At 63.3% G+C, this 25,965-nt stretch carries 19 protein-coding genes; 7 read left to right on the top strand and 12 right to left on the bottom strand.

Going from position 1 to position 25,965, the window contains the following annotated elements; translation table 11 throughout:
• Window positions 1–67 precede the first annotated feature (67 nt).
• Window positions 68–1,519 carry a Gfo/Idh/MocA family oxidoreductase gene (locus KA354_11670; protein ID MBP7935296.1) on the top strand — a complete coding sequence of 484 codons (1,452 nt, stop codon included), beginning with the start codon at window positions 68–70 and terminating at the stop codon, window positions 1,517–1,519.
• A gap of 385 nt (window positions 1,520–1,904) precedes the next feature.
• Here the strand turns inward: KA354_11670 and KA354_11665 are convergent, their stop codons facing one another.
• The 4 genes from KA354_11665 to KA354_11650 form a co-directional block, all read right to left on the bottom strand.
• On the bottom strand, window positions 1,905–4,610 hold the full coding sequence (locus KA354_11665; GenBank protein MBP7935295.1) for a hypothetical protein: 2,706 nt from the start codon (window positions 4,608–4,610) through the stop codon (window positions 1,905–1,907).
• A 67-nt stretch (window positions 4,611–4,677) separates the two neighbouring features.
• Window positions 4,678–5,172 carry a hypothetical protein gene (locus tag KA354_11660; protein MBP7935294.1) on the bottom strand — a complete coding sequence of 165 codons (495 nt, stop codon included), beginning with the start codon at window positions 5,170–5,172 and terminating at the stop codon, window positions 4,678–4,680.
• A gap of 81 nt (window positions 5,173–5,253) precedes the next feature.
• Entirely contained in the window at window positions 5,254–6,366 is a 1,113-nt protein-coding gene (locus KA354_11655) for a 6-phosphofructokinase (protein ID MBP7935293.1), read from the bottom strand.
• A 240-nt stretch (window positions 6,367–6,606) separates the two neighbouring features.
• Entirely contained in the window at window positions 6,607–8,268 is a 1,662-nt protein-coding gene (locus KA354_11650; protein MBP7935292.1) for a hypothetical protein, read from the bottom strand.
• 296 nt (window positions 8,269–8,564) lie between these two features.
• On the opposite strand from KA354_11650, the gene KA354_11645 reads away from it, so the two are divergent.
• The 4 genes from KA354_11645 to KA354_11630 all read left to right on the top strand — a co-directional run bounded on the left by KA354_11645 (window position 8,565) and on the right by KA354_11630 (window position 14,272).
• On the top strand, window positions 8,565–10,370 hold the full coding sequence (locus KA354_11645; protein MBP7935291.1) for a B12-binding domain-containing radical SAM protein: 1,806 nt from the start codon (window positions 8,565–8,567) through the stop codon (window positions 10,368–10,370).
• A gap of 113 nt (window positions 10,371–10,483) precedes the next feature.
• On the top strand, window positions 10,484–11,602 hold the full coding sequence (gene nadA, locus KA354_11640) for a quinolinate synthase NadA (GenBank protein ID MBP7935290.1): 1,119 nt from the start codon (window positions 10,484–10,486) through the stop codon (window positions 11,600–11,602).
• A complete protein-coding gene (locus KA354_11635) occupies window positions 11,599–12,399 on the top strand; it encodes a type II secretion system protein (GenBank protein ID MBP7935289.1) in 801 nt (266 codons plus the stop codon). The genes nadA and KA354_11635 overlap by 4 nt, the downstream gene beginning before the upstream one ends.
• A gap of 94 nt (window positions 12,400–12,493) precedes the next feature.
• Window positions 12,494–14,272: a cation:proton antiporter gene (locus KA354_11630; GenBank protein MBP7935288.1), complete on the top strand. Its 1,779-nt coding sequence runs from the start codon at window positions 12,494–12,496 to the stop codon at window positions 14,270–14,272.
• Between the two features lie 16 nt (window positions 14,273–14,288).
• On the opposite strand, the gene KA354_11625 is transcribed toward KA354_11630, so the two are convergent.
• From KA354_11625 to KA354_11615, 3 genes are all read right to left on the bottom strand, one after another.
• A complete protein-coding gene (locus KA354_11625) occupies window positions 14,289–15,668 on the bottom strand; it encodes a hypothetical protein (protein ID MBP7935287.1) in 1,380 nt (459 codons plus the stop codon).
• The gene (locus KA354_11620) at window positions 15,640–16,884 is read right to left on the bottom strand and encodes a hypothetical protein (GenBank protein MBP7935286.1); all 1,245 of its coding nucleotides are present in this window, start codon (window positions 16,882–16,884) and stop codon (window positions 15,640–15,642) included. Before KA354_11620 ends, KA354_11625 begins: the two co-directional genes overlap by 29 nt.
• A gap of 179 nt (window positions 16,885–17,063) precedes the next feature.
• Window positions 17,064–18,428 carry a hypothetical protein gene (locus tag KA354_11615; GenBank protein MBP7935285.1) on the bottom strand — a complete coding sequence of 455 codons (1,365 nt, stop codon included), beginning with the start codon at window positions 18,426–18,428 and terminating at the stop codon, window positions 17,064–17,066.
• A gap of 299 nt (window positions 18,429–18,727) precedes the next feature.
• Between KA354_11615 and KA354_11610 the strand changes: the two genes are divergently transcribed.
• On the top strand, window positions 18,728–19,369 hold the full coding sequence (locus tag KA354_11610; GenBank protein MBP7935284.1) for a hypothetical protein: 642 nt from the start codon (window positions 18,728–18,730) through the stop codon (window positions 19,367–19,369).
• Here KA354_11610 and cls read toward each other — a convergent pair.
• Both cls and KA354_11600 read right to left on the bottom strand, forming a co-directional pair.
• Complete coding sequence (cls, locus tag KA354_11605) at window positions 19,313–20,758, bottom strand: cardiolipin synthase (protein MBP7935283.1); 1,446 nt, start codon at window positions 20,756–20,758, stop codon at window positions 19,313–19,315. The two genes, KA354_11610 and cls, sit on opposite strands and share 57 nt — an antisense overlap.
• Before the next feature lie 59 nt (window positions 20,759–20,817).
• Entirely contained in the window at window positions 20,818–23,109 is a 2,292-nt protein-coding gene (locus KA354_11600; protein ID MBP7935282.1) for a glycoside hydrolase family 127 protein, read from the bottom strand.
• Window positions 23,110–23,318: 209 nt separating this feature from the next.
• Here KA354_11600 and KA354_11595 point away from each other — a divergent pair, with 209 nt between their 5' ends.
• Window positions 23,319–23,675 carry a GrpB family protein gene (locus tag KA354_11595; protein ID MBP7935281.1) on the top strand — a complete coding sequence of 119 codons (357 nt, stop codon included), beginning with the start codon at window positions 23,319–23,321 and terminating at the stop codon, window positions 23,673–23,675.
• 54 nt (window positions 23,676–23,729) lie between these two features.
• Here KA354_11595 and KA354_11590 read toward each other — a convergent pair whose 3' ends face one another.
• From KA354_11590 to KA354_11580, 3 genes are read right to left on the bottom strand one after another with little or no spacing between them, the layout of a single operon-like run.
• The gene (locus KA354_11590; GenBank protein MBP7935280.1) at window positions 23,730–24,575 is read right to left on the bottom strand and encodes an HAD-IIB family hydrolase; all 846 of its coding nucleotides are present in this window, start codon (window positions 24,573–24,575) and stop codon (window positions 23,730–23,732) included.
• Window positions 24,576–24,623: 48 nt separating this feature from the next.
• Window positions 24,624–24,968 (bottom strand): hypothetical protein, encoded by a 345-nt coding sequence (locus KA354_11585; GenBank protein ID MBP7935279.1) that lies wholly within the window; start codon window positions 24,966–24,968, stop codon window positions 24,624–24,626.
• Window positions 24,969–25,009: 41 nt separating this feature from the next.
• A complete protein-coding gene (locus tag KA354_11580; protein ID MBP7935278.1) occupies window positions 25,010–25,468 on the bottom strand; it encodes a hypothetical protein in 459 nt (152 codons plus the stop codon).
• Window positions 25,469–25,965 lie beyond the last annotated feature (497 nt).

Raw genomic sequence — 25,965 nt, 5'->3', positions numbered from 1 at the left:
ATTAACATCGCGGACGACAGGCGCCTGCGGTACTCCGAGACCGATCTGCTTGTAGGAGGAACCCCCCTTGTCTCGCATTTCACGCCGACGTTTTCTGGAAGACTCGATGTTCGCCGCCGCGGCCGCCGTAACCGCCGGTTCAGACCTCAGGGCTTTCGCCGAGGAGGTCAAGGAGCCCAGGAAGATCGGCCCGAACGACCGGATCCGGGTGGCGGTGATCGGTTTCAACAGCCAGGGCAGGGGCCACATCGGCGCCCTCCTCGGTTTGAAAGGCGTCGAGATCGCGGCCTTGTGTGACGTGGACAAGAACCTCCACGCCGGCGCGGTCAAGATGGTCACGGACAAGGGCAGGCCAGCACCCAAGTGCGAGCAGGACTTCCGTCGCGTGCTCGACGATCCCAGCATCGATGCCATCTCCTCGGCCACGCCTAACCACTGGCATGCCCTGTTGTCCGTCATGGCCATGCAGGCCGGCAAGGACGTCTATATCGAAAAGCCTGCCTGCCACAACATCACCGAGGGGCGACGGATGGTCCAGGCAGCCCGCAAGTACGGCCGCATCTGCCAGATCGGCACCCAGTGCCGATCCATGAAAGGTACGATAGATGCCATCCGGTACGTTCACGAGGGCAAGATCGGCAAGGTGACCGTCGCTCGCGGATTGTGCTACAAAAGCCGCAACAGCATCGGCAAAGCCGACGGCGAACAGCCCGTTCCGGCCGGCGTCGACTACGACCTCTGGCTGGGCCCGGCGCCGAAGGTGCCGGTGCGCCGCAAGAAGTTCCACTACGATTGGCACTGGTTCTGGGACTACGGGAACGGCGATCTCGGCAACCAGGGCATCCACCAGATGGATATCGCTCGATGGGGCCTCAACAAGGACACACTACCCCAAACCGCGACCGGCTTGGGCGGCCGGTTTGGCTACGAGGACGACGGCCAGACGCCGAACACCCATCTCAGCTTCATCGACTACGGCGATTCCCAGATCATCTTCGAGGTTCGCGGCCTGAAGACCCCAGACTATCGCGGAGCCGGCGTCGGGGTCGTCTTCCACGGCACGGAAGGGTACGTCGTCTTGACCAGCTACACCAAGGGAGCGGCCTTCGACCTGGATGGCAAGAAGATCGTCGACTTCAAAGGTGCCGGAGACCACCACGCCAACTTCATCAAGGCCATCCGCAGTCGCAAGCACACCGATCTGACCGCCGATGTCCTTGAAGGCCACCTGTCGGCCGCCCTCGTGCATATGGCCAACATCTCCTACCGCGTCGGCTCGGAAGAGCCATTCAGCGCTCAAGGCAAGGCGTTCGGCGATAACAAAGACGCGGTCGAGACCTACGAACGGATGCAGGAGCATCTCAAGCTAAACGCGGTGCCCATCGACGGGGCCAAGTATCGCCTGGGCAAGAAGCTCGTCGTCGATGCCGAGAAGGAAGCCTTCGTTGGCGATTCAGCCGCCAATGCCATGCTCACCCGCGAGTACCGGCCTCCCTTCGTGGTCCCGGCGAGCCTGTGACCCATGGTCCCCGATCCTCGGCCGGACATGACGAGAGAGCCTCACCGTCCCGGACCGCTTCCGTGCCCACGCTGCGGCCGCCTCCTGCCGTGCGAGGGCCGCCTCACGTTCGGCTGTAGCTCCGCGGTCTTCTACTCCTACTCCTGTGAGGTCTGCCTCGAATCCTGGAAGGTCGGAGACACTGTCTACGAACGCCCGTACTCCTTCGCCACCGACGCGGAAGGCAATATCGCCTGCCTCAATCGTCGCCAGGGTCCGTAGCCTTCGTTTCCGTGGGGTGTTGCAAGGGTGTTGGATCCACTCCTTCCGTGACAACGAACCGCCCCCGCGTTTCCACACCAGATCGCGGGCCGTTGTCCCACAGACCGCTGGTAACGAGGTTCAGTCAGGAGCCGCTCTCCAGCAGCAGGCTGACGGGCGCAAACGCAGGTACCTCCACTTCGAACTGCCCACGGTGGACGGCAATCGGTTCGCCGATCGAACCCCCACGGAGATCGCACGGCCGCACCACGCCCACCTTCATGCCCTTTGGCAGCGTCACGCGGCATAGCCCTCCGTCGCCGGCCTGTTCCCAAAGGCGGAGAACCGTGCCGCTGCCGTCCGGGTTGTCGCCCAAGGCGGTCACGAGGATGCCGCGACGAGACAGTGCCACACCGGCTTGGGCGGGCGGCAGGCTGCCGGCGGGACCATCGAATACGCCCGCTCGGCAGGGGGAACGCCCCTCCCAGGCCGGACCAATCAGACAGTCCTCGCCACGACTCCCGGCCACGGACCACACCCGGATACGCGAGGTCCACGAACCGCCGATCCACTGCTGAAAATTCGTCGACCACTGATTGTTGAACAGGTTCACGTACACCCTCGGGCCAAGAGACGCGAACGCCTTCGAAAAACGCCACAGCCCCGGCTGCCCCAGACTGACCAGCGGGGAGTCGAGCGGACAAAGACCTACGCCCGCCCCGTTCGCACCCGTCAACGTCAGACCGGTGCTCAGGCAGAACACGTCGCGGTTCGCCAGCGGCTGGATATCCGCGGCAGGATCAATGATCGCTCCCAGCCGGCCCAGACGGAAAGAGGGTGGGTCGATCGCGAAGGGCAGGCACAGCCACCCCGCCTCCGGCCACGGGTCCGGCGATTTGTCGCGGATCGACCACTCCAGGTCCACCCAGGGAAGGTCACGGTATAACACGATTCTGAGACTGACCGCGTGCGGGAACGCCGGCGATCCCTTGGGAGTCATCACCGCAACAGCAGACACCGGCCCCCGTGTGATCGCAAGATCGAAACCCTCGGCCCAGGCGCTCACGTGCGGCACCTGGGCGGCCGGCGGTAGGTTGGGCTTGCCGAAGTCGGCGATGACCCAGCCCTCGTCGGATACGGTGTAAGCATCCAGGTATCGCTTCAGATCCTCCGAGTCAAATCGCTCATACAGATACCGCCCGAGCCCGCCGTCATCGCCGGCCGCCAACTCGCGATGGGTGGCCTTGTCCACCAGCGACGAGATGCAGCCGCGCTCGGCGTCGACCCGCAGCCGCAGGAAGGCGTTCTCCAGCATGGCATCGGCCATATCGGCCTGCAGGTCGCTGTCCGTTCCTGCCGGCGCCTCGGAGGCCGTGTAGGTGCGGTAACCCAGCGGCGGCAGGTCGCGGGCGACAAAGCGGATTATGTCGCCTTCAGACTCAACCACTACCTGGCCTGCACCACTCGCTTCACCCAGACCCTGGGGACGAGTGCCCGGCCACTTCACCGTCACGACACCGTGCCGCCGCCAGGGAAGCGGGTTGAAAACCACGACTCGTGTCCCCTCGGCCGCCACCGCCCGGGCCAGACGACTCACATGCTCGTCGAGCGCCGGCAGCACCAGACCCTCAGCCGAGCGAATGCGGTCCCCCTTCTCGACGAAAGACTCCTCCGCCTTGGCATAGCTACCCTTGGCTCTCGCGGTCGTCCATGCCTCCCCGTACAGCCGTTGACCGAACTTCTTGATGTCGATGCCCCAGGTATGCTCACCGTAAAGCAGGCTGCCCTCGTAGGACTTCGCTACCCGGTCATTGACCTCCGGGCCATCCAGCCCCCAGGCCCGGCCCAACGCGTGGATCGCCTCGAGCGCCCCAATGGCCGGGCGGACCCGACGGGCAATACCCGTCTCGATCGGCATGGCCATGACTCCGTGGATCCAACTGTCCGGCATGTCCGCCCGGACCACCGGCAGGTCCGGATGCTCCTTGCGGATGGCATCAGAGAAGTCGGACAATCGGCCCATGCGGACGTGGACACCGGGAAGCTCGCGGCTCGCTTGCTCGAGCAGTCTGCGAACACTCTCCGGGGAGGGCGGGCCGACGTTGTCGCCGGTGTGGATGAGCGCCAGCCAGGTGGCGTGCGGCCAGCCTTTGGGTGGATGCAGACCGGTGCCATAGCCGTGAACCAGCATGGTCAGCAGTCGCGAGCCGTCCGGCCCTTCCCACCAGAAAAGCGCTGGGGTGGCCGGCGGCGTGCTGCCGCTGTTACATCCCAGATGCAGAAACTCAACCCCGGCGCGGGACAAAACCGTCGACAGCGCCCAGGCATGCGAAGGAACATCCGTCATCTTGGCGTCACGCGGAAGCGGTTGGCTCAGCAATCGCGACATCCGCGACGAGAATCCCAGGCCCCGTACCAGGTCTTCCAGGTCGAGCGACTCGGTGTGCGTCGTGAACGGCAGAGCATGCCAGACAAATCGTCCGGCCCGCATCATCTCTAGCACCCGTTCGCGTCGCGGAACCGTCTGCCCACTTCCGATCATTTCGGACAGGGGCCATCCCGGAATCGTCCAGACAAACTGCTGCTCGGGCGGCATCGATCGGCTCGCGTCGCACACGGCCAGCGCCTTGTCCATCATGCTCGTTCGATAAGCGCCAAGCACGTTCCGGGCCAGGTCGGTGTAGCCGATGTCGAAGTGAGTCTTGAACACGACAATCACTTCCTTGAGGCCTGGCTTCGGGGTGACCGCGGGCTCCGCGGCCGGTGCCACCTGCAGCGTCACGCACGTCAGCAGAATCAGAGTCGCCGCCATCCGGGTCCGGCAGCATACGCCTGGACAGAACGATCTCACCGCACGTCTCCTTGGATTAGCCTTCTTCCACGTCGATGCTTCGCCGCCGAGAAACTCGCAGAGCATCTTACCAGGGGCTGAGCTGGAACCGCATCACGCACTGCTGGCAGGCGCCGCAGAGTTGGTCGCCGAGCGAGAAGCGGATGCCTTCGCCGAACTCACTGGCCCACGTGCTGAACTCCGCGTTGCAGATCCGCGTCCCGATAGTCCCGGCTAGGTGCTCGCGTTTCGACTTGACCAGCAGGTCGTACCAAGGGCAGCGGGCAATGCGAATGGTAAAGCCCGAACCGTCCGCCTCCCGGTTCGAGGTAAACCCGAAACCCTCGATGCGAAACTTGGTCGTGAGGCAGTCGTGCAGAGCGCCCACGCCCCGATCCAGGCCGGTGAGTTCCTTCATCTTGCGGGCCTGGATCTTGGGCATGATCTGCCAGACGCGCACATCGATGTCGAGGGCTTGCTCGAATCCTCCAGCCTCTTCGAGCTTCATGAACCACAGTCCGTCCACAGCCGAGTAGCTGCGGCGGAAGAAGTCGGCAATCTGGGCATCGGTCAGGTCGACCATGGGCTGCGCTCTCCGGGGGTGAAGCCTGCGAACCTGAAGACTATGGGCGGCACGCCCACGCCGCACAGGATCGGGCCCGCTTCACTGCTGGTCACCAAACGTCGTGCCCACACCGCGGGCCGCAGCAATCAACGGATGGTCCACGGGCACCAGCCTCTGCTTGCCCGCGGCGGACTCGATCGACACGCTGCCGATCTCCGCTTTCTGCACCACCACCAGCTCGTTGAACCGGCCGGCCAGGGCGAGATCCAGAGCCTTGTGCCCAAAGAGCGTGCCCAGAACCCGATCCTGCGGAACCGGGGTCCCGCCACGCTGAACATGCCCGAGGATCGTCGCCCGGCATTCCAGGCCGGTTCGCTCGCCAATCTGACTGCACAGAACCTGGCTGATCCCGCCCAGCCTGATGGGGTCGGGACTGTCCTTGATGACCCGATCGATCACCTGCTGGCCGCCCTCGGGCTTGGCCCCTTCGGAGACCGCGATGATGGTGAAAGCCTTGCCCCGCTTCGATCGCTGCACACACGCTTCGCAGACCACCTCAAGTTTGTAGGGAATCTCGGGGATCAGAACCACGTCGGCTCCGCTGGCCAGCCCGCTGTGCAGCGTCAGCCAGCCGGCGTTGCGGCCCATGATCTCGACCAGCATGACGCGGTGGTGGCTGGAGGCGGTGGTGTGCACCCGATCCAAAGCCTCGGTGGCGGTGTTGACCGCGGTCTGAAAACCGAACGTGATCTCCGTACCCATCAGATCGTTGTCGATCGTCTTGGGGACGCCCACGCAGCGGATGCCGCGCTTGGCTAGGTCCGCCGCCCCGGTCATCGTCCCGTCACCACCGATGCAAATGATCGCGTCAAGCCCCCGCTCGCGAATATGCTCCGTGACTCGCGAGGTCACGTCCTCGAAAACCGGCGAACCGTCGGGGGCCGTGCCGGTCGCAAAATGGGCTGGATTGGCCTTGTTGCTTGTGCCCAGAATCGTGCCCCCCTGGGTCAAAATGTTGGACACATCCTTGGCTTCCAGCGGCCTCATCCGATTGCGGATCAGCCCCAGGAAGCCGTCCTCAATACCCCAGACTTCGAGGCCGTGCTGGTAGATCGCCGTCTTGGCCACCGCTCGGATCACCGCGTTCAGTCCCGGACAGTCGCCGCCCCCGGTCAGTACGCCGATACGCTGGAGTCGCTTGGTCTGGTTCATGATCGCCGATCAGACCACCAATGGCCCGCAAAGTCAAACCCATCAGGGGGCGCCAGGGGGACATCCCAAGAAGCGGGCCGCTCTGATCCCAGGCCATCTGAACGGTGTGATGCTCCCTTTCGTCGAACGCGTGGATGCGGCCGTCCCCTTCATCCAGTCTCATCGGACCCGGCCCCCCCAAAACCCAGGATATGAAGCCTGAACACCGTGTCCAATTGACCACCTTGGATCGCGGATCAGTCACCCTCGGAATACCGCAGATAGCACGGCGAGAGCAGCACAAAGCAGGGCAGGTAACACACAGCCCTTCAGTCGTGAGAGCACCACCGCCACCAGGTACGCGCCGGTTAGCGCCGCAAACACGGCGGCCGGCAGCCAGCTTGCCAGCGCCCGCCGCTCGACCAGCCAGATGCCCGCCAGACCGGCCAGCGGGGCGATGATCAATCCAGTGAGCAGAAACGGCTCAACCATGAATCGCCATCGCTTGGTATCCGCAGCCCACCGCGACAAAACCAGGGCCACTACACCCACCAGTGGAACGATCAACGGCCAGTAGAGAACCCACGCCCGAGCGATCAGCGAGTCGCCGGCACGCACCAGCACGAAGGCTCCCATGGCCGCAACACTGAACAGGAGCAGCCAGCCAAGCGTCGTCTTGTGGGTGATCCAGGCCGAAGCCCACAAACCCAGGGCCAGCAGGACTTGAGCACCCAGCCCCCAAACCCAGCCCCAGATGCTGGGATGATCCAAACCGGTCACCGCCGGCAACTTCGGCCAGAAGGCCAGCTCCGCAGATACCGTGACCCCAATCGCACCGGCCAGAAAACCTACCCGGCGGGCACTGGGAATGAGTCGCCCGGCCGTTGTCCACGCCCGCCCGTGATCGAGCTGCTGGTCCCACACCCTGGCCAGCCAGTGCCAGAACGCCGTCGAGATCGCTAGCCCGACGACGGCCACAGCGAAAATGGACGCGAAATGGCCCGCCGAGGGACGACGCGGAACCGGAAGCCAAACGAGGCACAACGAGACAATACCCAAAGTCATGAGTCCAAATCCCACGTCCGCAAGATTCTCATCCCAACGCCGCCCGGCAAGCGCCAGGGCCGCCCCGCCGGCCGCAAAAGCGCTCATCGCCGCCCACGGCGACAGAATGTGGATGCACGCTCCAAGCATCAGCACAACCGATACGATCCCGAAACTGTAGTGGAAACCCGGCCAGGGAGCACGCTCAGCAGTCAGGTTCTGCAGGGCGTGCGGCCAGGCCCGTACCCTTCGATGATGATGGCGATAGCCCTCGCCCAATGCGAATGCCACCATCACCGCCGCACTGAAGATGATGAACGGTACTGCCCAACGCGTGGTCTCGAGGTAAGACCATCCTCGTTCCGTCGACACATACGCCAGCGGATTGACCTGCAGCGACAACCATAGCCCCGCGAGAACCAGAACCCAAAAACACAGGGTCACAAGTTGCGGCTCACGCGTCCGAGCCCAGGCCAGAATGACCGCCCCGGCCAGAAAGGCCAGATCGAGAAAGCCGGTCGGCCAGACCATCACCTGCCACGGAGATTCATACCCGCTCAAATACGGCGTGCGAATCAGAACCTCCGTCGTCGCGGCGTACACCATCACCACCACCGCAAACAGGCCGGTCACAATCGAGGCCATCTGGAGAACCGCCTGAAGATCCCGGACCAGCGGGCGGGGACCCACCTCACCACCCCGCGCCCGGAGCATCAGCCCGGCCGCACTCCAGGTCAGACACAGCACCGCTGAACAGTGCACCACCGACACCAGCCGGATAGGGTCCGGCCAGCCGAGATTCCAGCAGATGACCATCAAGGCCAACGATACGGCCGCAACCACCATGGCGGAGGTCATCGCGACAGGTAGGCGAGTCATCGTCACGAGCGAGGCTCCATCACGTCGATCGGGCGGTCCACCCGGTCGCAAGACTATACGCGTCCGCCGACGAGGTGCAAACCCGCCGAAAAGCCCGGCCATCCACGCCCCGCAACAAGACCCCAGACGTGGCTCGACAAACGCCAAAACCCGAGGGAGCGTAAGGTCGGAGGTTTTAGGAGGTAAAAAGACGCAAAGAATTCGTTTAGAGTACCCTGAAGGTGCTGTTGACCTTGACTTCGCCCGCCCAAGTCCTTACCCTATCGACGCCTTGGACGTGTTCGCGAGGAGGACCGATGCGGGTTCTGTTCATTTACCCTAACCTCAATGCTGAAGAGGGTTTCAATCACGGGGTGGCGGTGCTGTCGGGATGCCTGAGGGCCCGTGGCCACATCACCGGCCTGATCAATATCAACGAGGCCCTCTACGACGTTCCCGGCGACGAGCAGATCGTCCGGCAGGTACGAGAGTGGCAACCCGACATCCTGGCCTTCAGCGTCATGACCCAGCAGTACAAGTACGCCCTCCGCCTGGCCCGGGCAGTCCGACAGACCCTGCCCGCGCTCCCCATCGCCATCGGCGGCGTGCACGCCATCATGTGCACCGAGGAGGTCAAGAGAGACGGCCTCTGGGACTACATCGGCCTGGGCGAGTGCGACGAAGCCCTGCCCGAGCTGCTCGACCGACTGGCCGCACCCGGCTCCGACCTGCGCAACGTGCCCAACTTCTGCATCCGTCTCCCGGATGGCACATATCAGCACAATCCCCTCGGCCCTTACCCCGACTTGAACAACCTGCCCTCGGAGGACTACGAGATCTTCGACCTGCCCCACATGCTCGGCCGCAAGAACGGCTGGCAGAGCGTGCTGACTTCCCGCGGTTGCCCGTATCGCTGCACCTACTGCTTCAATCACGAGGTCACGGATCGCTACCTGGACGATGGCGGGCATCCGCGGCGAAGCTATCTGCGGCATTACCCCGTCCCCCGTGTCATCGGTGAACTCAAGGAACTGCGGACGCGGCACCCCTCCATCGAGACCTTCATCCTCGATGATGATCTGTTCACCCTGAACAAGTCCTACTGCATGGAATTCGTGAAAGCCTATACCGACGCGGGCGTGGGTGTTCCCCTGGTTCTCAACGCCCACGTCCAGACTCTGACCGAACCGCTCGCCAAGGCACTCTCCGAGTCGCCGTGCATGATCGTCAAGTTCGGAGTGGAAAGCGGCAGCGAGACACTCCGCAGGAAGATCCTCGAACGGCATATGTCCAATCAGGCGATTGCCGACGCCTTCGATCTGTGTCACCAGTACGGGCTGCACACCTCCGCCTTCTTGATGTTCGGGTTGCCCTATGAGACGCGCGAGATGATGGAAGAAACCATTGACTTGATGGCTCGAATCCGCCCCGGCCGCATGCGCTGGGCCATCTTCTTTCCTTTTCCGGGCACCAAGAGCTACACGATCTGCAAACTGGGTAACCTGATCGACTACCGCAAGATGGATGCGATGGACAACTACTTCTGCGCCTCTTGCCTCAAGTTCGACACGCCGACGGATCTGTACATCCGGACACTGCAACGCACCTTCCACTGGCGGGTGAATGCCCGGGCGGGGTTCCCCCTGTCGAGCGAGTACGCCCGGCGGGTGGAGGACGTCGACCGGATGGATGCGGCCGCCTGGACAGAGGCCGGTGAGACGGTCCTGGCTCAGGACCGGACACTCTCCAATGGCTGGCTGGCACGCGTGGCACCGGGTGACGCCGCAGCTATGGCCGCCAACAAGCACTACTCGATTCGCTACACCGAGGTCATGGCCGTGGACAGCGACTTCGTGCTGGCGGAGAAAGGGGACTACAAGAATCTCGGTGCTCGGCGATGGAAGGCGTTCAGAGAGCACATCGCGGAATCACGGGCGGCCGGGGCAGTGCTCAAACCGGCCGACGCCGGCGGCAGGGCGGAAGCAGTGCCAAACGCGGCTGCAGGCCCGGACGGTCTGCCTGCGCTGCGCATCGTGCAGTCAACGAGCCAGGCGGGACCGTGCCAGTCAATTCCGAAGGGGCGGAGCCGCGATGGTCTTGCCGCCTGCCCATCGCAGCGGTAGCATGACCCTGGTTCCGCTGTGAGGGCCCCAATGGTCAATTGCCCGGCGCAGGAGGAGCGGTCTTCCGCGCCCGGACAGAGCGAGGGCGCGTCTCCGCGCCACCGAGGGTGATCATGTTCCTGCATCAGCCCCCACTGTCGCCCCACTACGACCGCCTGTCGACCGCGGAGATGACCGGACAAGTCCTCGCCCACAAGCAAGCCTTCGGCGATCGACTCGTCATCCTGGGTCACCATTACCAGCAGGATGAGGTCATCCGGTTCGCCGATTTCACCGGCGACAGCCTCAAACTCAGCCAGCTGGCCGGCCAACAGAAAAACGCCCGTTACGTGGTGTTCTGCGGCGTGCATTTCATGGCGGAATCCGCCGATATCCTCACCGAGCCAGATGTGGCCGTCATCCTGCCCGACCTGTCCGCCGGCTGCAGCATGGCCGACATGGCTCGGCTTGAACAGGTCGAGGACGCATGGGAGCGCCTCACCGCGGCCACGTCCGACCGGATCATCCCCATCACCTACGTGAATAGCGCGGCGAGCATCAAGGCCTTCTGCGGCCGGCATGGAGGCGCATGCTGCACCAGTTCCAACGCTCGCCAGGTGCTCCAATGGGCCCTGGAACAAGGCGAAAAAGCCCTCTTCCTGCCCGACCAGCACCTCGGTCGGAACACGGCGTATTCAATGAACCACCCCCTGTCCACGATGATCTTGTACAACCCGGATGAAGAACAAGGTGGGCTCGCCGATGAACAGATCCGAGCGGCCCGCTTCATCCTCTGGCAGGGATACTGCAGCGTGCACCAGCTGTTCACCGAGAAACAGTGCGACGACATCCGCCGGTCCGATCCGGCCTGCAGGATCGTGGTTCATCCCGAGTGCCGATGGGAGGTGGTTCAGAAGGCGGATCTGGCCGGCAGTACGGAGTACATCATCAAGGTGCTGACCGAGGCCCCGGAAAACTCGCGCTGGGCAGTGGGCACGGAAATCCACCTGGTGAATCGGATGGCCAGCCGGTTCGCCGGGCACAAGCACATTCGATCTTTGGCGGGAATCCAATGTCTCTGTTCGACCATGTACCGCATCGATCTGCCCCACCTGTTGTGGGTGCTCGACGAACTCGCCGCGGGCCGCGTGGTCAACCGTATCACCGTGGACGACAAGACACGACACGACGCTCGGGTGGCACTGCAGCGAATGCTGGATAACACGGCCGCCCAGCCGGTGGGGACCAAATGAGAAACAGGCGCCATTCGCTGTTCGCCACGGTTCGCAAACGCGGCTCCGCTCCTCGCCCACCGTGCGGCTTCACCCTCATCGAACTCCTCGTGGTCGTCGGAATCGTCGCTCTCCTGATCGCGATCCTGGTCCCCTCGCTGACTCGGGCGCGAGAGCAGACCCGCATGGTGACCTGCAAGAGCAGCCTGCACCAGATCGGCGCAGCCATTGAAGCCTATGCCCAGGAACACAAGGGGACCATTCCCCATGGGCCGGATGTGAAAGCCCTGGGGATGGCACTGGAGGCCAACGATGGGGCCCTGGCCACGAATCAGATCTGGACCGGACCGCAGAATCCCGCAACCTCCTACATGGCCCTGGGCCTGCTCATGAATCGCGCCCTGGCTTACCCCGAACTCATGTACTGTCCGGCCGACGACAGCAGCGACCCGCAGGAGGAACTGGCTAAGGTCCGAGGCCGCCGACCGGCGCCCGGTTATTGCTCGTTTCTGTATCGCCAACTCGACGAGACCGACCGGCGCGGCAGAGTCGAAAACCTGGGCCTGAACACCAAAGGTGGCCGGGCCATGGCCCTGGCCCTGGACATGAACTCGGTGGTGACCGTGGATCCCGCCTGGCGGCGAACCAACCATCAGGCTAGACGCGTCAACGTCCTCTATACCGACGGCAGCGTTCTGACCTTCGACAACGGCCGCCATCCATTCTCCCTCAGGGACGAGGATCTGATGGACATGGCTGGTCGCCGCGACGCCATCCTCCAGAACGCGGATGCCGGCTACCACGGCCGCCATCCGTAAACCCGCCACTCCGCTGCCATCTCGCCTCCGTCTCCTCCTCAGATCGTGTCCGCGAACTGGACGCTGCCGAATACCCACGGGTATCATGCCCCCCATGCCAGGGTACGCCTTGCATCATGTCTGCCCCCTCCTGTTGGACTCCTCGTCCGGGGCAGCGCCCACCAGTCACGGAGATCTCGCCATTGCCATCGGCCTGGCCATCGTCGCCGCCACCATGCTGGCCTACCTCGCCCGCGTGGCTCGACAGCCGTTGCTGCTGGCTTACATCGCCGCAGGCGTCGCCATCGGCCCCAAGCTCGGCCTCGGATGGGTCGCCGATACGGCCCCCATCGAGACGCTCGCCCGATTGGGATTGGCATTCCTCCTGTTCATCGTCGGCCTGGAAATCGACCTCCGACAACTCCTGGCTACCGGCCGAAAGGCCGCGGCCATCACCGCCGTACAGGTGGTCGGCTCGTATGTGCTGGTCTTCGCCGTGTGCCGGCTCATGGGCGTCGGTTCGATGCAGAGCGCCTATCTCGGGATCGCCGGAGCGTTCTCCAGCACGATGATTACCGTCAAGCTGCTCAGCGATCGCAGCGAACTGGGCACGCTGCCGGGTCGGGTGACGCTGGGCGTGCTGCTCCTTCAAGACGTGCTGGCCATCGCCGTGCTGGCCATTCAGCCCAGCCTGGGCAAAGCCGGTTCCCTGCCCATCGCGGTCATGGGACTGGCCATGCTCAAAGGGCTGGTGTTGCTGGTAGGGGCAATCGCGATCAGCCGCTTCGTCCTGCCCCTGCTGTTCAAATGGGTGGCCAAGACGCCGGAAGTCCTGCTCCTCAGCGCGATTAGCTGGTGTTTCATGGTCTGTTATGCCGCCATCCTGCTTGGTTTCTCCGAGGCGATGGGAGCCCTCATCGCGGGAGTCAGCATCGCTCAGTACCCCTACACGATCGACGTGGTGGCCAAGGTCCGTTCGTTGCGCGATTTCTTCGTTACCCTCTTCTTCGTGTCCCTGGGTATGCTCCTGGAGATCCCCGCCGGCGGGCAAGCCGCCTTGGCGGCGGCAATCGTCCTCATGGTCATCGCCAGCCGGGTACTGACCGTCTGGCCCGCAGTCCGCATCGTGGGTTACGACGACCGCGTCGGAATCTTGAGCGCCATCCATCTGTCCCAGACCGGCGAATTCGGCCTGGTCGTGGTGCTGCTCGGGGCTACACAGTACCGGCACATCGCTTCAGATTCGGTGTCGCTGGTGATCATCCTCCTGCTGGTCACCTCAACACTGTCCACCTATCTGCTGCAGTTCAGCCATCCCATCGCCCTCCACACCATGCGGTGGATGAGCAAGCGCGGGTGGGCTCGCCGCACACCCTCCGATTCGGTGCCGACGAGCCCGGAGGGCGACAACGCCGTCATGCTGGTGGGTTGCTTTCGCACCGGCGCATTCCTCGTCCACAAACTGCGCAATCGCGATCTGCCCGTGGCCGTGATCGACTTCAATCCCCGCCTCCGCGATCAGCTCAATGCCCTGGGCGTGCCCTTCACCTATGGCGATATCAGCCACCTGGATACGCTGGAACACGGCGGGGTGGAAAACGCCAAAGCCCTGGTGGTTCCCATCTCCGACGATTTCCTCCGCGGAATCGACAACGCCCACCTGCTGAAGATGCTGCGCCGAGTCAACCCCCAGGCCAAGATTATCGTGACCGCGACTTCCATCGAGCAGGCAACCAGACTTTACGAGCTGGGAGCCGACTACGTTGTCCTCCCCGAACTGCTCAGCGCCGAGGCCATCATCGCCGCCATCGATGCCGCATTCGAGGGCCATACCGAGAGCCCCCTGCACAGCAACCCCGTCGAACTCGCCAAGTGCGCCTCCCTGAATCTGTGACCCGCTGGGGCCACCATCACCGGCTCTCCTTCTGCCTGTCCGGCGGACCCATCCACCCGGCTTTGTTCGGGTCCCGTTCAATGACCGGAGCGTCCGTTAGCTTCTGCGGAAGACTGGTGACGTAGCCCGGAATGCCTCGGGCCGTGTCGGCTACCTCGATCAGGAAAGCGTCAGGCATGGCCCCCGGGACCCTGGCTTCGTAGTGGTCGCCGCGCTTCTCCATGAGCCAATCGTACCACATCAGGTCACTCCAGGTCGCGTTGGTCGCGTAAACGTACCAGGCACGGACCAGCCGGATCTTCGCCTCGCTCTCGATCTTCGCCTGATAAACATTGACTCGATCGCGGCGCTCGTGCCGGGGCTCAGTGATCCGCGTGATCGGCCGGCCGTCGAACACGTGGCTAACCCACATCATGAAGTCAAGGTACTGCTTCTCGTCGAAGTTCGAGTGATGGTAGTTGGGGATCAGCTCGATGGTCATCGGCCGCTTCAGCCGCTCTTGCATGAGGTTGACGTTGAACATCTTGTAGCCGCCTTCGTTCGTCGCCCCGATGTAAAGCACCGGTACGTCAACCTGCTCCTGGAAGAAGGCGTGATGAAAGCTCAGGTGCCACTGAATCTGATCGGTGCGGTAGACACTCTCGTTGCCCATGATCACCACCCCGGCAACCCGCGAATCCATGGCCGCCGCGACCGTGGCGCTGCGTCCCCACTTGGAGTGGCCGCCGATGACGGTCTTCACCGCGTCAAACCCCAGCGTCTTCTCGAGCACGTCCATCGCCCGCATGTAGACCAGGGCCAGCTGGCAGTTCATGTTGTAGTAGTCCTTGCCCGTCTTCTTCCGCATCCTCTCCAGCACCGCAATGTCTACTTCCCTTTCACCGCCCTCGGCGTAGACACCCAGCCCCGCCATGATCATGGTCGGATAACCGGTCCGCGCGGCGATCGGTTCGCCGTACAGACTGACGTGCGCCGGGTGGGCAACCGCGCAGGGCCCCGCAACAATGACCGCCTTGGCACGCCGCTGATTCCCTTCAGAAAGTGAGTCATCGGCTGGCGTGAAAATGACGAATGAGTGAAACCACTTCTGGTTCTCCAGTTCGAGGCTGTGGAAACGGCCGGTGATCTTGCGCAGTCTCTTCTTGGGTTCGGTGTCGCTCGCGACGATTTCGTCGGAGACAATGCTCAGGTCCATCGCAACCATGTCCCGCATGACCAGCGGATAGAGCTCCCGCGGCTTGGGCACGTTGCGGCTGGCTTCCTCAAAGTTGAACGGAGCCGAGGCCGGTTGTGTTGCCGTAGCGGCCATGCCCGGGCCGGCCGGTACCAGCCACGCCACGGCCAAGACCATCAGGACGACCTGCAACTCACCCGTCGAACCGCTTGGTCTGTTCATAGACCGCTTGGATGTTCCGCGGCGACATCGCGTTCGGATTGTAGAAAAGCACCCCCGCAATGTTCTTCCCCGGATAATCAAGCACCCAGCCGGTCCGCTCGGCAATGCTCTCCGGTGTCTGAATCCATAGTCGATAGTTGGTGGGGCGAACGTCCCGGGCGGAGAAGTGCAGCACGCAGCGGTTCGGCTCCAGGGAACGCAGTTTCTCATAGAACCTCTCCTTGGCAATGGGAAAATGAAACGTGTGCGGCAGCAGGTAGTCAAAGCCGCAGCCCGGCAGCATCTTCGGATCGTGCCCCCAGTCCTTCGCACACGAGGTGTGCAGCCACACGCCCATCTTGGGCCGGATATGGCGAATGTGCTCCACGTACTTCTTCAACAGCCCGCCAATGTGCCGCTTGGCCCAGGCATAGCGATCGTCCTCCGTTGCCTCCAACAGGAGCTTACCCGTGTCGGCCTGATACTGCCTCTGCGTGTGGGGGCAGAAGCAGTCACAGGACGCCAAGTGTTCGAAGACGTAGCTGGTCAAGTTGGGATGGGAGTAGTAGCCCAGCAGGTCGGCGATCTCGTCAAGACCCGCCTGCCACGAGCCCGGCGCGTCCGGGCAGAAAGTCCAGCTCGGTTTGGACGGCGGCTGGCCGGCTTGGGGACGCTTCTCGTAGTGGGCGGCGTCCGGATAGCCCCGGCGGAGCTTGTCGGGATTCCAGATGCCCCAGTTCATGATCATCTGCACCTCAATGCCCCGCTGGGCCGCCGCCTCGATCACCTCGCGAACATACTCCGTTTCCGGCCGGCTGTTGATCGCGGTGGAATCCCATAGGTGCCTCAGCTTGGGGTTCTTCACCGGCCAGCAGTAGCCGTCGTGATGGGGGTCGAAGTAGGTGTAACTGATCATCTGCAGGCTCAGCAGGTTCATGCGATAACGGACCATGTCGTCCACCAGACGCATCATCTCGTCGCGGGTCAGCCCGCCGGGTGCCTTCGCCTGATAGGTGACGCCTACCTGCCAGCCGATGTACTTGAACCGCCCCCGGGACGAGGACGCCGCTGCGGAAGCCGGCGCCGAGGTCAGTGCGGCAATCGCCGTCCCCGCCGGCCCGAGACCAATCCGCTCAACGCCCAGCGCGGCCAGGGCTCCGTACGACGCGGTGGCAAGAAAACGGCGACGACTGACGGCCGACGCCTCGGCGTCAAAACGCGGCAAGGGATTGTGCATTGCTTTGCCTCCTTCTCATGACCGTGGAGGGATGCCTACAAGACCGTGCTCAGCCTATCGCGCTGCCGTCGCCGCGACAACCGAGACGGGCTGCTGCTGTCTACGCGGCAGATACGACAAGGCTGACCTCGCGGTCGACGAGCCGCGCGTGCCGCCACGCCGCTCCGTATCGCCCCTCATCATCTCCCGTTCCCCTCTTGCCTGTCCGGCGGACCCATCCACCCGGCTTTGTTCGGATCGCGCTCGACGACCGGCGCATCCGTCAGCTTCCGCGGCAGGCTCGTCACGTAGCCCGGAATGCCCTGTGCCGTGTCTGCTACCTCGATCATGAAGGCATCGGGCATGGCCCCGGGCACCCGGGCTTCATAGTACTCGCCCCGGTTCTCCATCAGCCAGTCATACCACATCAGGTCTCTCCATGTGGCGTTCGTCGCATAGACATACCAGACACGCACCAGCCGAATCTTCGCCTGACTCTCGATCTTGGCCCGGTAGACATTGACCCCGCTGCGACGCTCATGCTCGTACTCGGTGATCCGGGTGATCGCCCGGCCGTCGAACACATGGCTGACCCACATCATGAAGTCAATGTACTGCTTCTCCTCGAAGTTGTAGTGATGGTAGTTCGGAATCAGCTCGATGGTCATCGGCCGCTGCAGCCGCTCCTGCATGATGTTGACGTTGAACATCTTGTAGCCGCCTTCGTTCGTCGCCCCGATGTAAAGCACCGGTACGTTGACCTGTTCCTGGAAAAAGGCGTGATGGAAACTCAGGTGCGGCTCGAGCCGGTCGGTGCGGTAGACGCCCTCGTTGCCCATGATCACCACCCCGGCGACCCGCCCGTCCATGGCCGCAGTGACCGTCGCACTGCGCCCCCGCTTGGAGTGACCGCCAATGACCGCCTTCACCGTGTCGAGATTCAGCACCTTCTCGAGAACGTTCATCGCCTGGATGTAAACCAATCCCAGCTGGCAGTTCATGTTGTAGTAGTTCTTGCCCGTCTTCTGCCGCATCCGTGATAGCACGGCGATGTCCGCCTCGATGTCGCGACCGTCGGCGTAAACGCCCGGACTCAAGACAACCATGGTCGGATAGCCGGTTCGAGTGACGATCGGCTCGCCGTACATTTCGACGTGCCCGGGATACGAGACCCAACCCGGCGACGTGACGATCACAACCCTCCCCTTGCGCTCGGGCGCCTCATTCACCGTGTTGTCCGCGGGCGTGAAGAGCGTGAATGGGTGACTCCACTTCTTGTCCTCCATCTCGATGCTGTTGAAGCGGCCCGTGATCTTGCGGAGCCTCCTCGACGGATCACTGTCGCTGGGCATAACCTCGTCCGAGAGGATCTGCAGGTCCATCGCGACCATGTCCTGCTTGACCAACGGGTACAGCTCCCGCGGCTTGGGCACATCACGAGACGCCTCTTCAAAGTCGAACGCCTTCGCGCTGGCCGGCGGCTCGGCCATGCCAGCACTGCTCAACGCCGCCCAGGCCGCGGCCAGCACAACGCTCACAATCCACAACGTCACCATGCGCTTCATCAGAGTCTCTCCTGTCGCGGCAGACGGCATCTCCGGACTCCATCCCTTTGGCTCTGCACAGTATCTTGGCCGCGGGGAGAAAACGCAACGCGAGAAATGCCCGGAGAAGACCCCAGAAACCCAGGAGAATCGGCCGGCCATGCGCGCCGTTCCAACAGAATCAGGGAGCTATAGTCCCGGCGGCAACGGCCTGAAAGGACGCCCAGTCGCCCCTCGCCGTCGTGAGACCACTGGCCAATCGCATCTCCACCCACACCGGGACATCGGACGTGTTCTGTAAAGTGGAGGCTCAGCCGACCATGAAGACGATCTCCGTGACACCAGCCCTCGCCCGATCGGCCGTGCATCGGAAAGTGCCGATCAGGGTCCGCTGCCGGCTGGATCGGCTGATTCTGTCACGGCCAAAAGGCTGTGCGACCGAGGAGGCTATGGCCAGACGACTGAAGCTGACCGAACGGTACGGCGTGTCCGCGGCCGCCTTGAAACGATACGCCCGCCAACTCGAACGCTGCCTGCGACCAGTGGTGGCATCACAGCTGACGGCCGCCATGCTGGGCTGCCTGCCCGCCGAGTATCGTCGCCAGATCACCGACGGCGGGCAGATGCTTCTGCTCAGCAAGGTCATGCAGGCCTTGACCGATCCGCAATCGGCGGACAACGAACCGCCTCGCGAGACACTGTCCGTCGCGGATCTGGCCAGACTGGCGGCCGTCGTGAGGGCCGTGGGCTCGCCGTCAACCTCCGGATATAGACCGGGACATGATGACAGCCAAAACCGGGTGCGGGGGAGGCGAGACGCCGAACAGACTGCGGGCAATCCCGGCGAATTGAGCAAGGCGGTGCAGCTCCTGTACGGCCTGTCCTGGCCACTGCCCTCCACCGGCTCAGAGCAGCGGAGAAGCGAGACGGGCAAGACCGAGGAGAAGACTCTCACCCGTTGAACGGCTCGACACGCTCCTGCGCTTGATGTGCCGCGATTGGGCGCGAAGCGTCTCGAAATCACGGTACAAGTCATCGGCCAGATCGGTACTGTACAGGATCGTGGTCAACTCAAAGTTCACGCGAAAACTGCGCTCATCGACATTCGCCGATCCCACCATCGCCCAGCTTCGGTCAATCACCATGACCTTCGAGTGAAGCATGGTGTGATCATGCTCGTAGATCTGTACGCCGGAGCCAATCAGGTCGTTGTAGAAACTCCTCCCCGCCCATAGGACGATACGGTGGTCCGAGCAGGCCGGAACCAGCAGCCGAACCTGGACGCCGCGGAAGGCCGCCGACCGCAGGGCGAGAATCATCGCCCGGTCAGGAACGAAGTAGGGGGTGATGATGGAAATCGACTCGCGGGCGGCACTGACCGCGGCAAACAGCAGCTGGTGCATGACATCCTCACGCTGGTCCGGCCCGGAAGGGACAACCTGGACAACGTGGGATCCGGCCGCCTCGTTCCGAGGAAAGTGACGATCGTCAAGGAGGCTCTTCTTGGTCGTGTAGTGCCAGTCGCGGGCGAAAACCTCCTGAAGATCGCGAACCCCCGGGCCCACAATGCGAAGGTGCGTGTCACGCCAGGGCCCATACTTGCGGCGCTTGCGCCCGCGATACTCGTCACCAATGTTCTGGCTGCCAGTGAAACCAATCTGACCGTCGATGACCACGATCTTGCGGTGATTGCGGAAGTTGGCCCGCCATCGGCTTCGCCAGGGAACCACCGGCAGGCAGAAGGCAACCTGGACGCCGGCGTCCTTGAGCGGCCGGATGAACCGCCCCGACAGCCGCCAGCAGCCGACAAAATCAAGCAGCAGCCGGCAGTGCACCCCCTCGCGGGCCTTCTCAATGAGCAACGCCGCAAACCGCCGGCCCGTCTGGTCGGGTTGGAAAATGTAATACTCCAGATGAACGTGAGAGCGGGCACCCCGGATCGCAGCCTCGAGCTGGTCATAGGTCTCGTCCGCATCGTGAAAGAGCGTCACCACGTTGCCGCCGATCGGGAACGAGGCGGCCAATCGGTCGGTCAGCTTGACCAGCGGTTGTAGTCCCTCCGGAGCCTCCGCGGGGGTGAAGAAGTACTTGGCCTGTGGAGGATTCGTCGGGTCGGTCGACACGGCTCGGATACGCCGGCGACTGCGGCGCCGACGCAGACGGTGCCAGTCACGCCGGGGTTCACCAAGCGCGAGGAAAAGCACCAGCCCGAGACCCGGAAGGAGCAGCAGGGCGAGAATCCAGGCCAGCATCGCACGCGGCTCACGCGGCCGGCGAAGAATCGACAGGATCGCCACGACCGCCGCCGCTTCACAGCCTACCGTCAGGATGGTCCAAAGCCAGGTGAGCATGCTCCATCAGTCGATCACAGGCTTGGCTGTCCTTTGCTTTCTCACCCGCACCCCTCCACTTACCGCTTCCTCGTCATGCATTCAAACACACCACCAGCGATGTTCTTCTCGTGCGGGCGGAAGCGCACCGTGATCTCCTCCTTGCCCCTGGTCAGATCCTCAGGGACGGCATATTCCGCGTCGAAAAACTCGCCGGGCTTGTCCTTGTTCAGCGATTGCGTGGCAATGACCCTGTCGCCCACGAGAATGTCGAAGGTCCGCGGTCCAACATCGTCGCCCCAGTAGACGCACACCAGCACCATCGGGGCATCCGGCAGGACCTTGAGATCCCAAGACCAGCCTTCGCCTCCTTCCGCATGGCGGAAACGACGGCCCTGGTGCGGCCCGGCCTTGGAGTTGCCCACCTTGAGGTTGTGGGTCGGCTCCGTGACGTCGTCATCGGGATACACCCGGTCCACCATGCCCCGCTCTCGCTTCCGCCGGGCCTCGGCCTTGGCCGTCAGCACCCTGTGCCGCGGGCTGCCCTTGGTGACCGTCGGGAAGTACACGCCATACGCCTGCTTGATCACCTGGTTCAGCGGAATGAAGGTGATGTCCTCCGGCTGGCCAGTGGTGCGGAAAGTCAACGACGTGCCCGCCCGCGGCTCGATCGGCTCGATCCAGGCGGCCGGGTGCTTGGCATCGCCCAGAAAGTACGCGTCCGGGTCCTCGGTCAGGCCAGCCAGCACCAGCGGCCCGTAAAGCAACCCGACCAGTTCCGGATCGTCCGGCATGGGACAGGCGGTCAGCGACATCGGCATGCGAATCTCGACCTTGTCGCCGTCGTTCCAGGTCTGGTCGAGAGTCAGGTAGGTCACCGGCTTGGCCTCGACCTCGACCCGCTGGCCGTTGATCTTGACCTCAACACCCTGCGTCGCCCAGAAGGGCACCAGCACATGAAGCTTGCCGGTGATCGGCGATTGCACCTGAACAAGCAGCGTCGTCTCGGGCTTCTCCGGGAAGAGAGTCTCCTGCCGCACCCGCACCCCCGTTTCCTCCCAGTTCACTTCGGATGGCACAAACAGATGGACGTACAGACCGTCCTCGTCGTGGAAGTAGATGCTGTCGGCCAGCTTGGCGAACGACTCGATGCCCGTGCCATAGCAGCACCAGAAGGAGTCGTCGGGCGTACCCCATACTTTTCGACCACCGGTGGCAAGAGGCGTGAAGTAGATGAGCATGCCGTCCGCCGGGTCCTGCGTGCCCAGAATGCCGTTGAGCCAGGCCTTCTGGTAGTAGTCGGCGTACTTGGCCTCCCCGGTCCAGCCGATCAGGTAGCGGCTGACCTTGAGCATGTTGTACGTCGTGCAGGTCTCGATGTTGGACTGAGTGAGCGGCTTCGCTAGCTTGTTCGGCTCAGGCCAAAACTCACCTTCGGTGCTGCCGCCCGTGGCGTAGGAGCGGGTGTTCACAATCCGATCCCAGAAGTACTCGACGATCGTGCGGTAACGGCCGTCGCCGGTCAGCTCGTGCCGCCGGGCGGCCGCGCAAATCTTGGGAATCTGGGTGTTGGCGTGGATCCGGCTGAGGTTGTCGTGCTCCAGGGCCAGCGGGCCGAGAAACGAGGCCTGATCAAAGCGATGAGCCAGGGCCAGGTGCTGCTCATCGCCGGTCACCGAGTAGAGGTCGTGCAGAACCTCCGACATGCCCCCAAACTCAACGGTCAGAATGCGGTCGAACTGCACGTCGCTCAGCTTGTCAATACGCTTTCTGAAGTAGGCGGCCATCCCCTTGAGGACCTCGAGAGCCTGCTCGTTGCCGCAAAGCGCGTGCATGTCATAGAGGCCGGCCATGATCTTGTGGATGGTGTAGTACGGCGCCCACGGGTGCTTCTGATCCGGCAATTCAAGCCGGTCCCAAAAGCCCTCCGGAAAGGCCGACAGGTATTCCCCGCCCAGCGCCTGCTGACACTTGGCCAGCTCCGCAACCATGGCGCCGGCCTTGGCTTTGAGCACCTCATCCCCGGCCGCCGCATACATGAGGGCGCAGGCGGTCAGATAGTGGCCAACGAAATGCCCGCGGAGCTCGCAGTCCGGCTTCTCCCAGCCGCCCAGCGGCTTGCCAGGTGCGTCTAGCTTGGCGTTCACCCGGAAAACATACAACAGCCGGTCGGAATCAAGCTCCCGGAGGTACTTGCGGTTCGCCTCCAGGCTCGCCTTGACCGGCCCGTCGAGCAGCCGTACGTGCCGGAGATCGAAGGCCTGTAACGCCACAGTGATCCGGTCCTCCACGGCCCCCGCCGGCCTCGCGAGCCCAACGGTCGCGGCCAACGCTGGGATCAGAATCGATGCGTACCGAATGCTCTTGGACATGCAACCTCCGTCATCAGCTGGAACCCGGACCGGCCGCCACCAATCTACCCGGCTCACGGTCCGGCGGCAACGCCACCGCTCCGCCGGCTCGGCAGCGGCCCCAGAGCTGCGAGCCGAATCACCGTAGGCACCGCGAGACGCGAAAGGTGCCATGAGAGTGATAGAGGGGTGTCAATGCCCGGCAGTCGATGGGGGCTTCAGAGAAACAGATGGAGACACTCGAAGAGAAGATCGCCCGCGCGGCCAAGGAAGATGTGGCCATCATCCCGCACGATCCCCGCTGGCCCGAGATGTTCGAGCAGGAGCGGACCCACCTGCTCTCGTGCCTGCCCGCAGATCTGGTTCGACGAATCGAGCACTTCGGCAATGCGGCCGTGCCCGGCCTGTGCGCCAAGCCCATCGTCGATAGGCTGGTCGAGAAGAAACGCTTCCCGGGGGGACGCGAAGGGCAAAGCCCCACATGGCATCCGCGCTCCCGCCGATCGGCTCGGCGGTCCGCATCGTGGGAGTGGTGCCCGGCGGCCATCCCCTGCTCGCTTCCTCGGGGCGGGCTCGGCCACCGGTGAAACACTCTCGTTGTTAGGAGTGCTAAAGAGGCTAAAGGATCTATATCAATCTGGTCATGTCTTCTCGCCGGGCACCTTGCCGCTGAGGAGCGCATCAACCAGAACGGCCATACCGCACTCGTCGTTGGTGGGGACCTGCCACTTGGCCACCGCACGCACCGCATCGATCGCGTTGCCCATGGCTACACCTAGCCCGGCCCCGGCGATCATCTCCACGTCGTTGATGTCGTCACCCACCGCCACCACTTCCGCCGGCGCAATCCCCCACAAACGCAGCAGGTGGCCGATACCGTGCCATTTGCTGACCTGCGGCGCGAAACACTCCACCACGTGCAAACCGTAGTTCGGAGCGTAGATCGCGTTGTACTTGACCTCCTCGGCAGAAAACTCCCGGCCGAGAGCCTGCATGGTCTCCTCAATGCAGGACGGCTCCTGGATCACCCCAATGCGAATGGGCTGCCCGATCTCCGGCGTCCAGGCCTCGATTCGCTCGGTCACCGCCGGGCTCCGGCGGATCCAGCCCTCATAGGCCTCAACATTGCCCTCCCCGCGAACCAGCCGGTAGTCCACCCCACCCTCCGATACGTCAAACAGCATGAGAATGGGATCACGCCGCCGGGTGAAAAACCGGACCAGCCGCGCCGACGTGTCCGTCGGCAGATGCGACCGCAACAGCGTCCGATGCTCGCGGAGATCCCAGACGATCGCCCCAAACACCAGGACGGCTGCATCCAGGTCTAGGTCCAGCCGGTCAAGCACCGATCGGGTCTCGGCCAGCGAACGACCGGTACACAGGCACACCCGCAGTCCAGCCTCATGAGCGGCGTGAAGCGCGGCTCGATTCCGGTCCGGAATCTCACCGTGCGAGTCAACCAGGGTGCCGTCAATGTCAACGGTCAAGAGACGATGGGATCTTAACATTGCAGTCGGTCGGGGCAGACCCCCGGGCTACTTCTGAATATCCAACTCCTGAACCTTGACTTCCTCGGCCTCGCCGGGCTTGTTCACGTTCGGGCTCTTACCCTTGATGCCTTCCTCAGGGCTCGTCCACTTCTTGCTGATGACCTTGTCGCCGTCAAAGTAGATGTGAGCGTAGATGCCCCTCTCGTCATCGGAGTAGAGCCACATCTTATCCGTCTTGTGCCAAGGCACCCCAAGCGTCGCTTCGACCGCCTCCGGGCTCATCCCGTCATGGATCGTCTCCCATCGCGGATAGGTCAGCTTCTCGGCGCATCCCAGCAGCAACAGGCTCACCGCGGAAATAAACAGAGCACCAAGGCTGGCGGGCTTCATAATCTTCTCTCCTTGACACGCAAGGCCCGGGCTGTGGACGGCTACTTGGCTTCCTTCCCAGGCTTGACTACCCGCTCCACAGCGGCATCCCCACCCTGGTGGAACTGGAGAATATGCTCGTCCTGCATGGTCGTGTCCCACGGCGTGCGATAAGTGATCGTGAACAGGTACTTCTGATCCGGCTTGATCACACCCGCACCTTGCGTCCAGGCGAGCTGGAACTCATACATCTGGGCTCGCGTCCAGTACTGCCTGACGTCCTCGGCACTGCCCAGCGTCTTCTCCCAGAACTCCAGTCGCTCACCCTTCCGGTCGTTGGAGCCGTCGCGGTAGCTCCACAACTCGAAGTAGAACAGCCCGACGGCCTTGACCGGGTCCTTGAACTGGTCAATCGGGCGGACAACCGCCAGAATGCCATCCGGAATCTCATCCTCGTTGAAGCTCTTGATCCGCGTGAAGGGCTGAATCCTGATCTCCGAGGGCAGCATCAGCGCGAGCATCTGGACTCGCTCCGGTTCGCGAGGCATGTGGTCCGGACCGGTCGATCGGCAAGCCGTCAGACCCGCACAGGACAACAGCCCCAGACATAACGCCCATGCTGAACGGCTGGTGATCATGCCGGTGGATTCTAAGTTCGCAGGGTACGGTGTCAAGGCGAGGCCAGGTCCGATAGCCGCAACCGCCCCCGCCAACCTGCGCGTCTTCCATCCCCTCGCCACCACTCGCCGTTCGTCCCTATAACCGCCTCCCCAAGCCAATTCTCGTGGCTCCGCCCTAAGCCCGGCCGATTCCGCACCGATATTAGACCTGGGACCCGGCTTCAAGGGCATCCCGGCAAGACAGGATGGTCATATGTCCGAGTTCGATCTAGCTAGTACTACAACGCTAAGGATTCGGCCATCGGCAAGGCTTTATTTCGGCCAAGTATATGCCAATCCTGTGTAAACGACGCAGTGTTCGCTTGCGGTGCGAGCATCGGGCTGCCGCATTGCGGGCT

It is taken from the genome of Phycisphaerae bacterium (genome assembly GCA_018003015.1).
Taxonomy (GTDB): domain Bacteria; phylum Planctomycetota; class Phycisphaerae; order UBA1845; family PWPN01; genus JAGNEZ01.
This window is presented reverse-complemented; position numbering and strand designations above follow the sequence as displayed.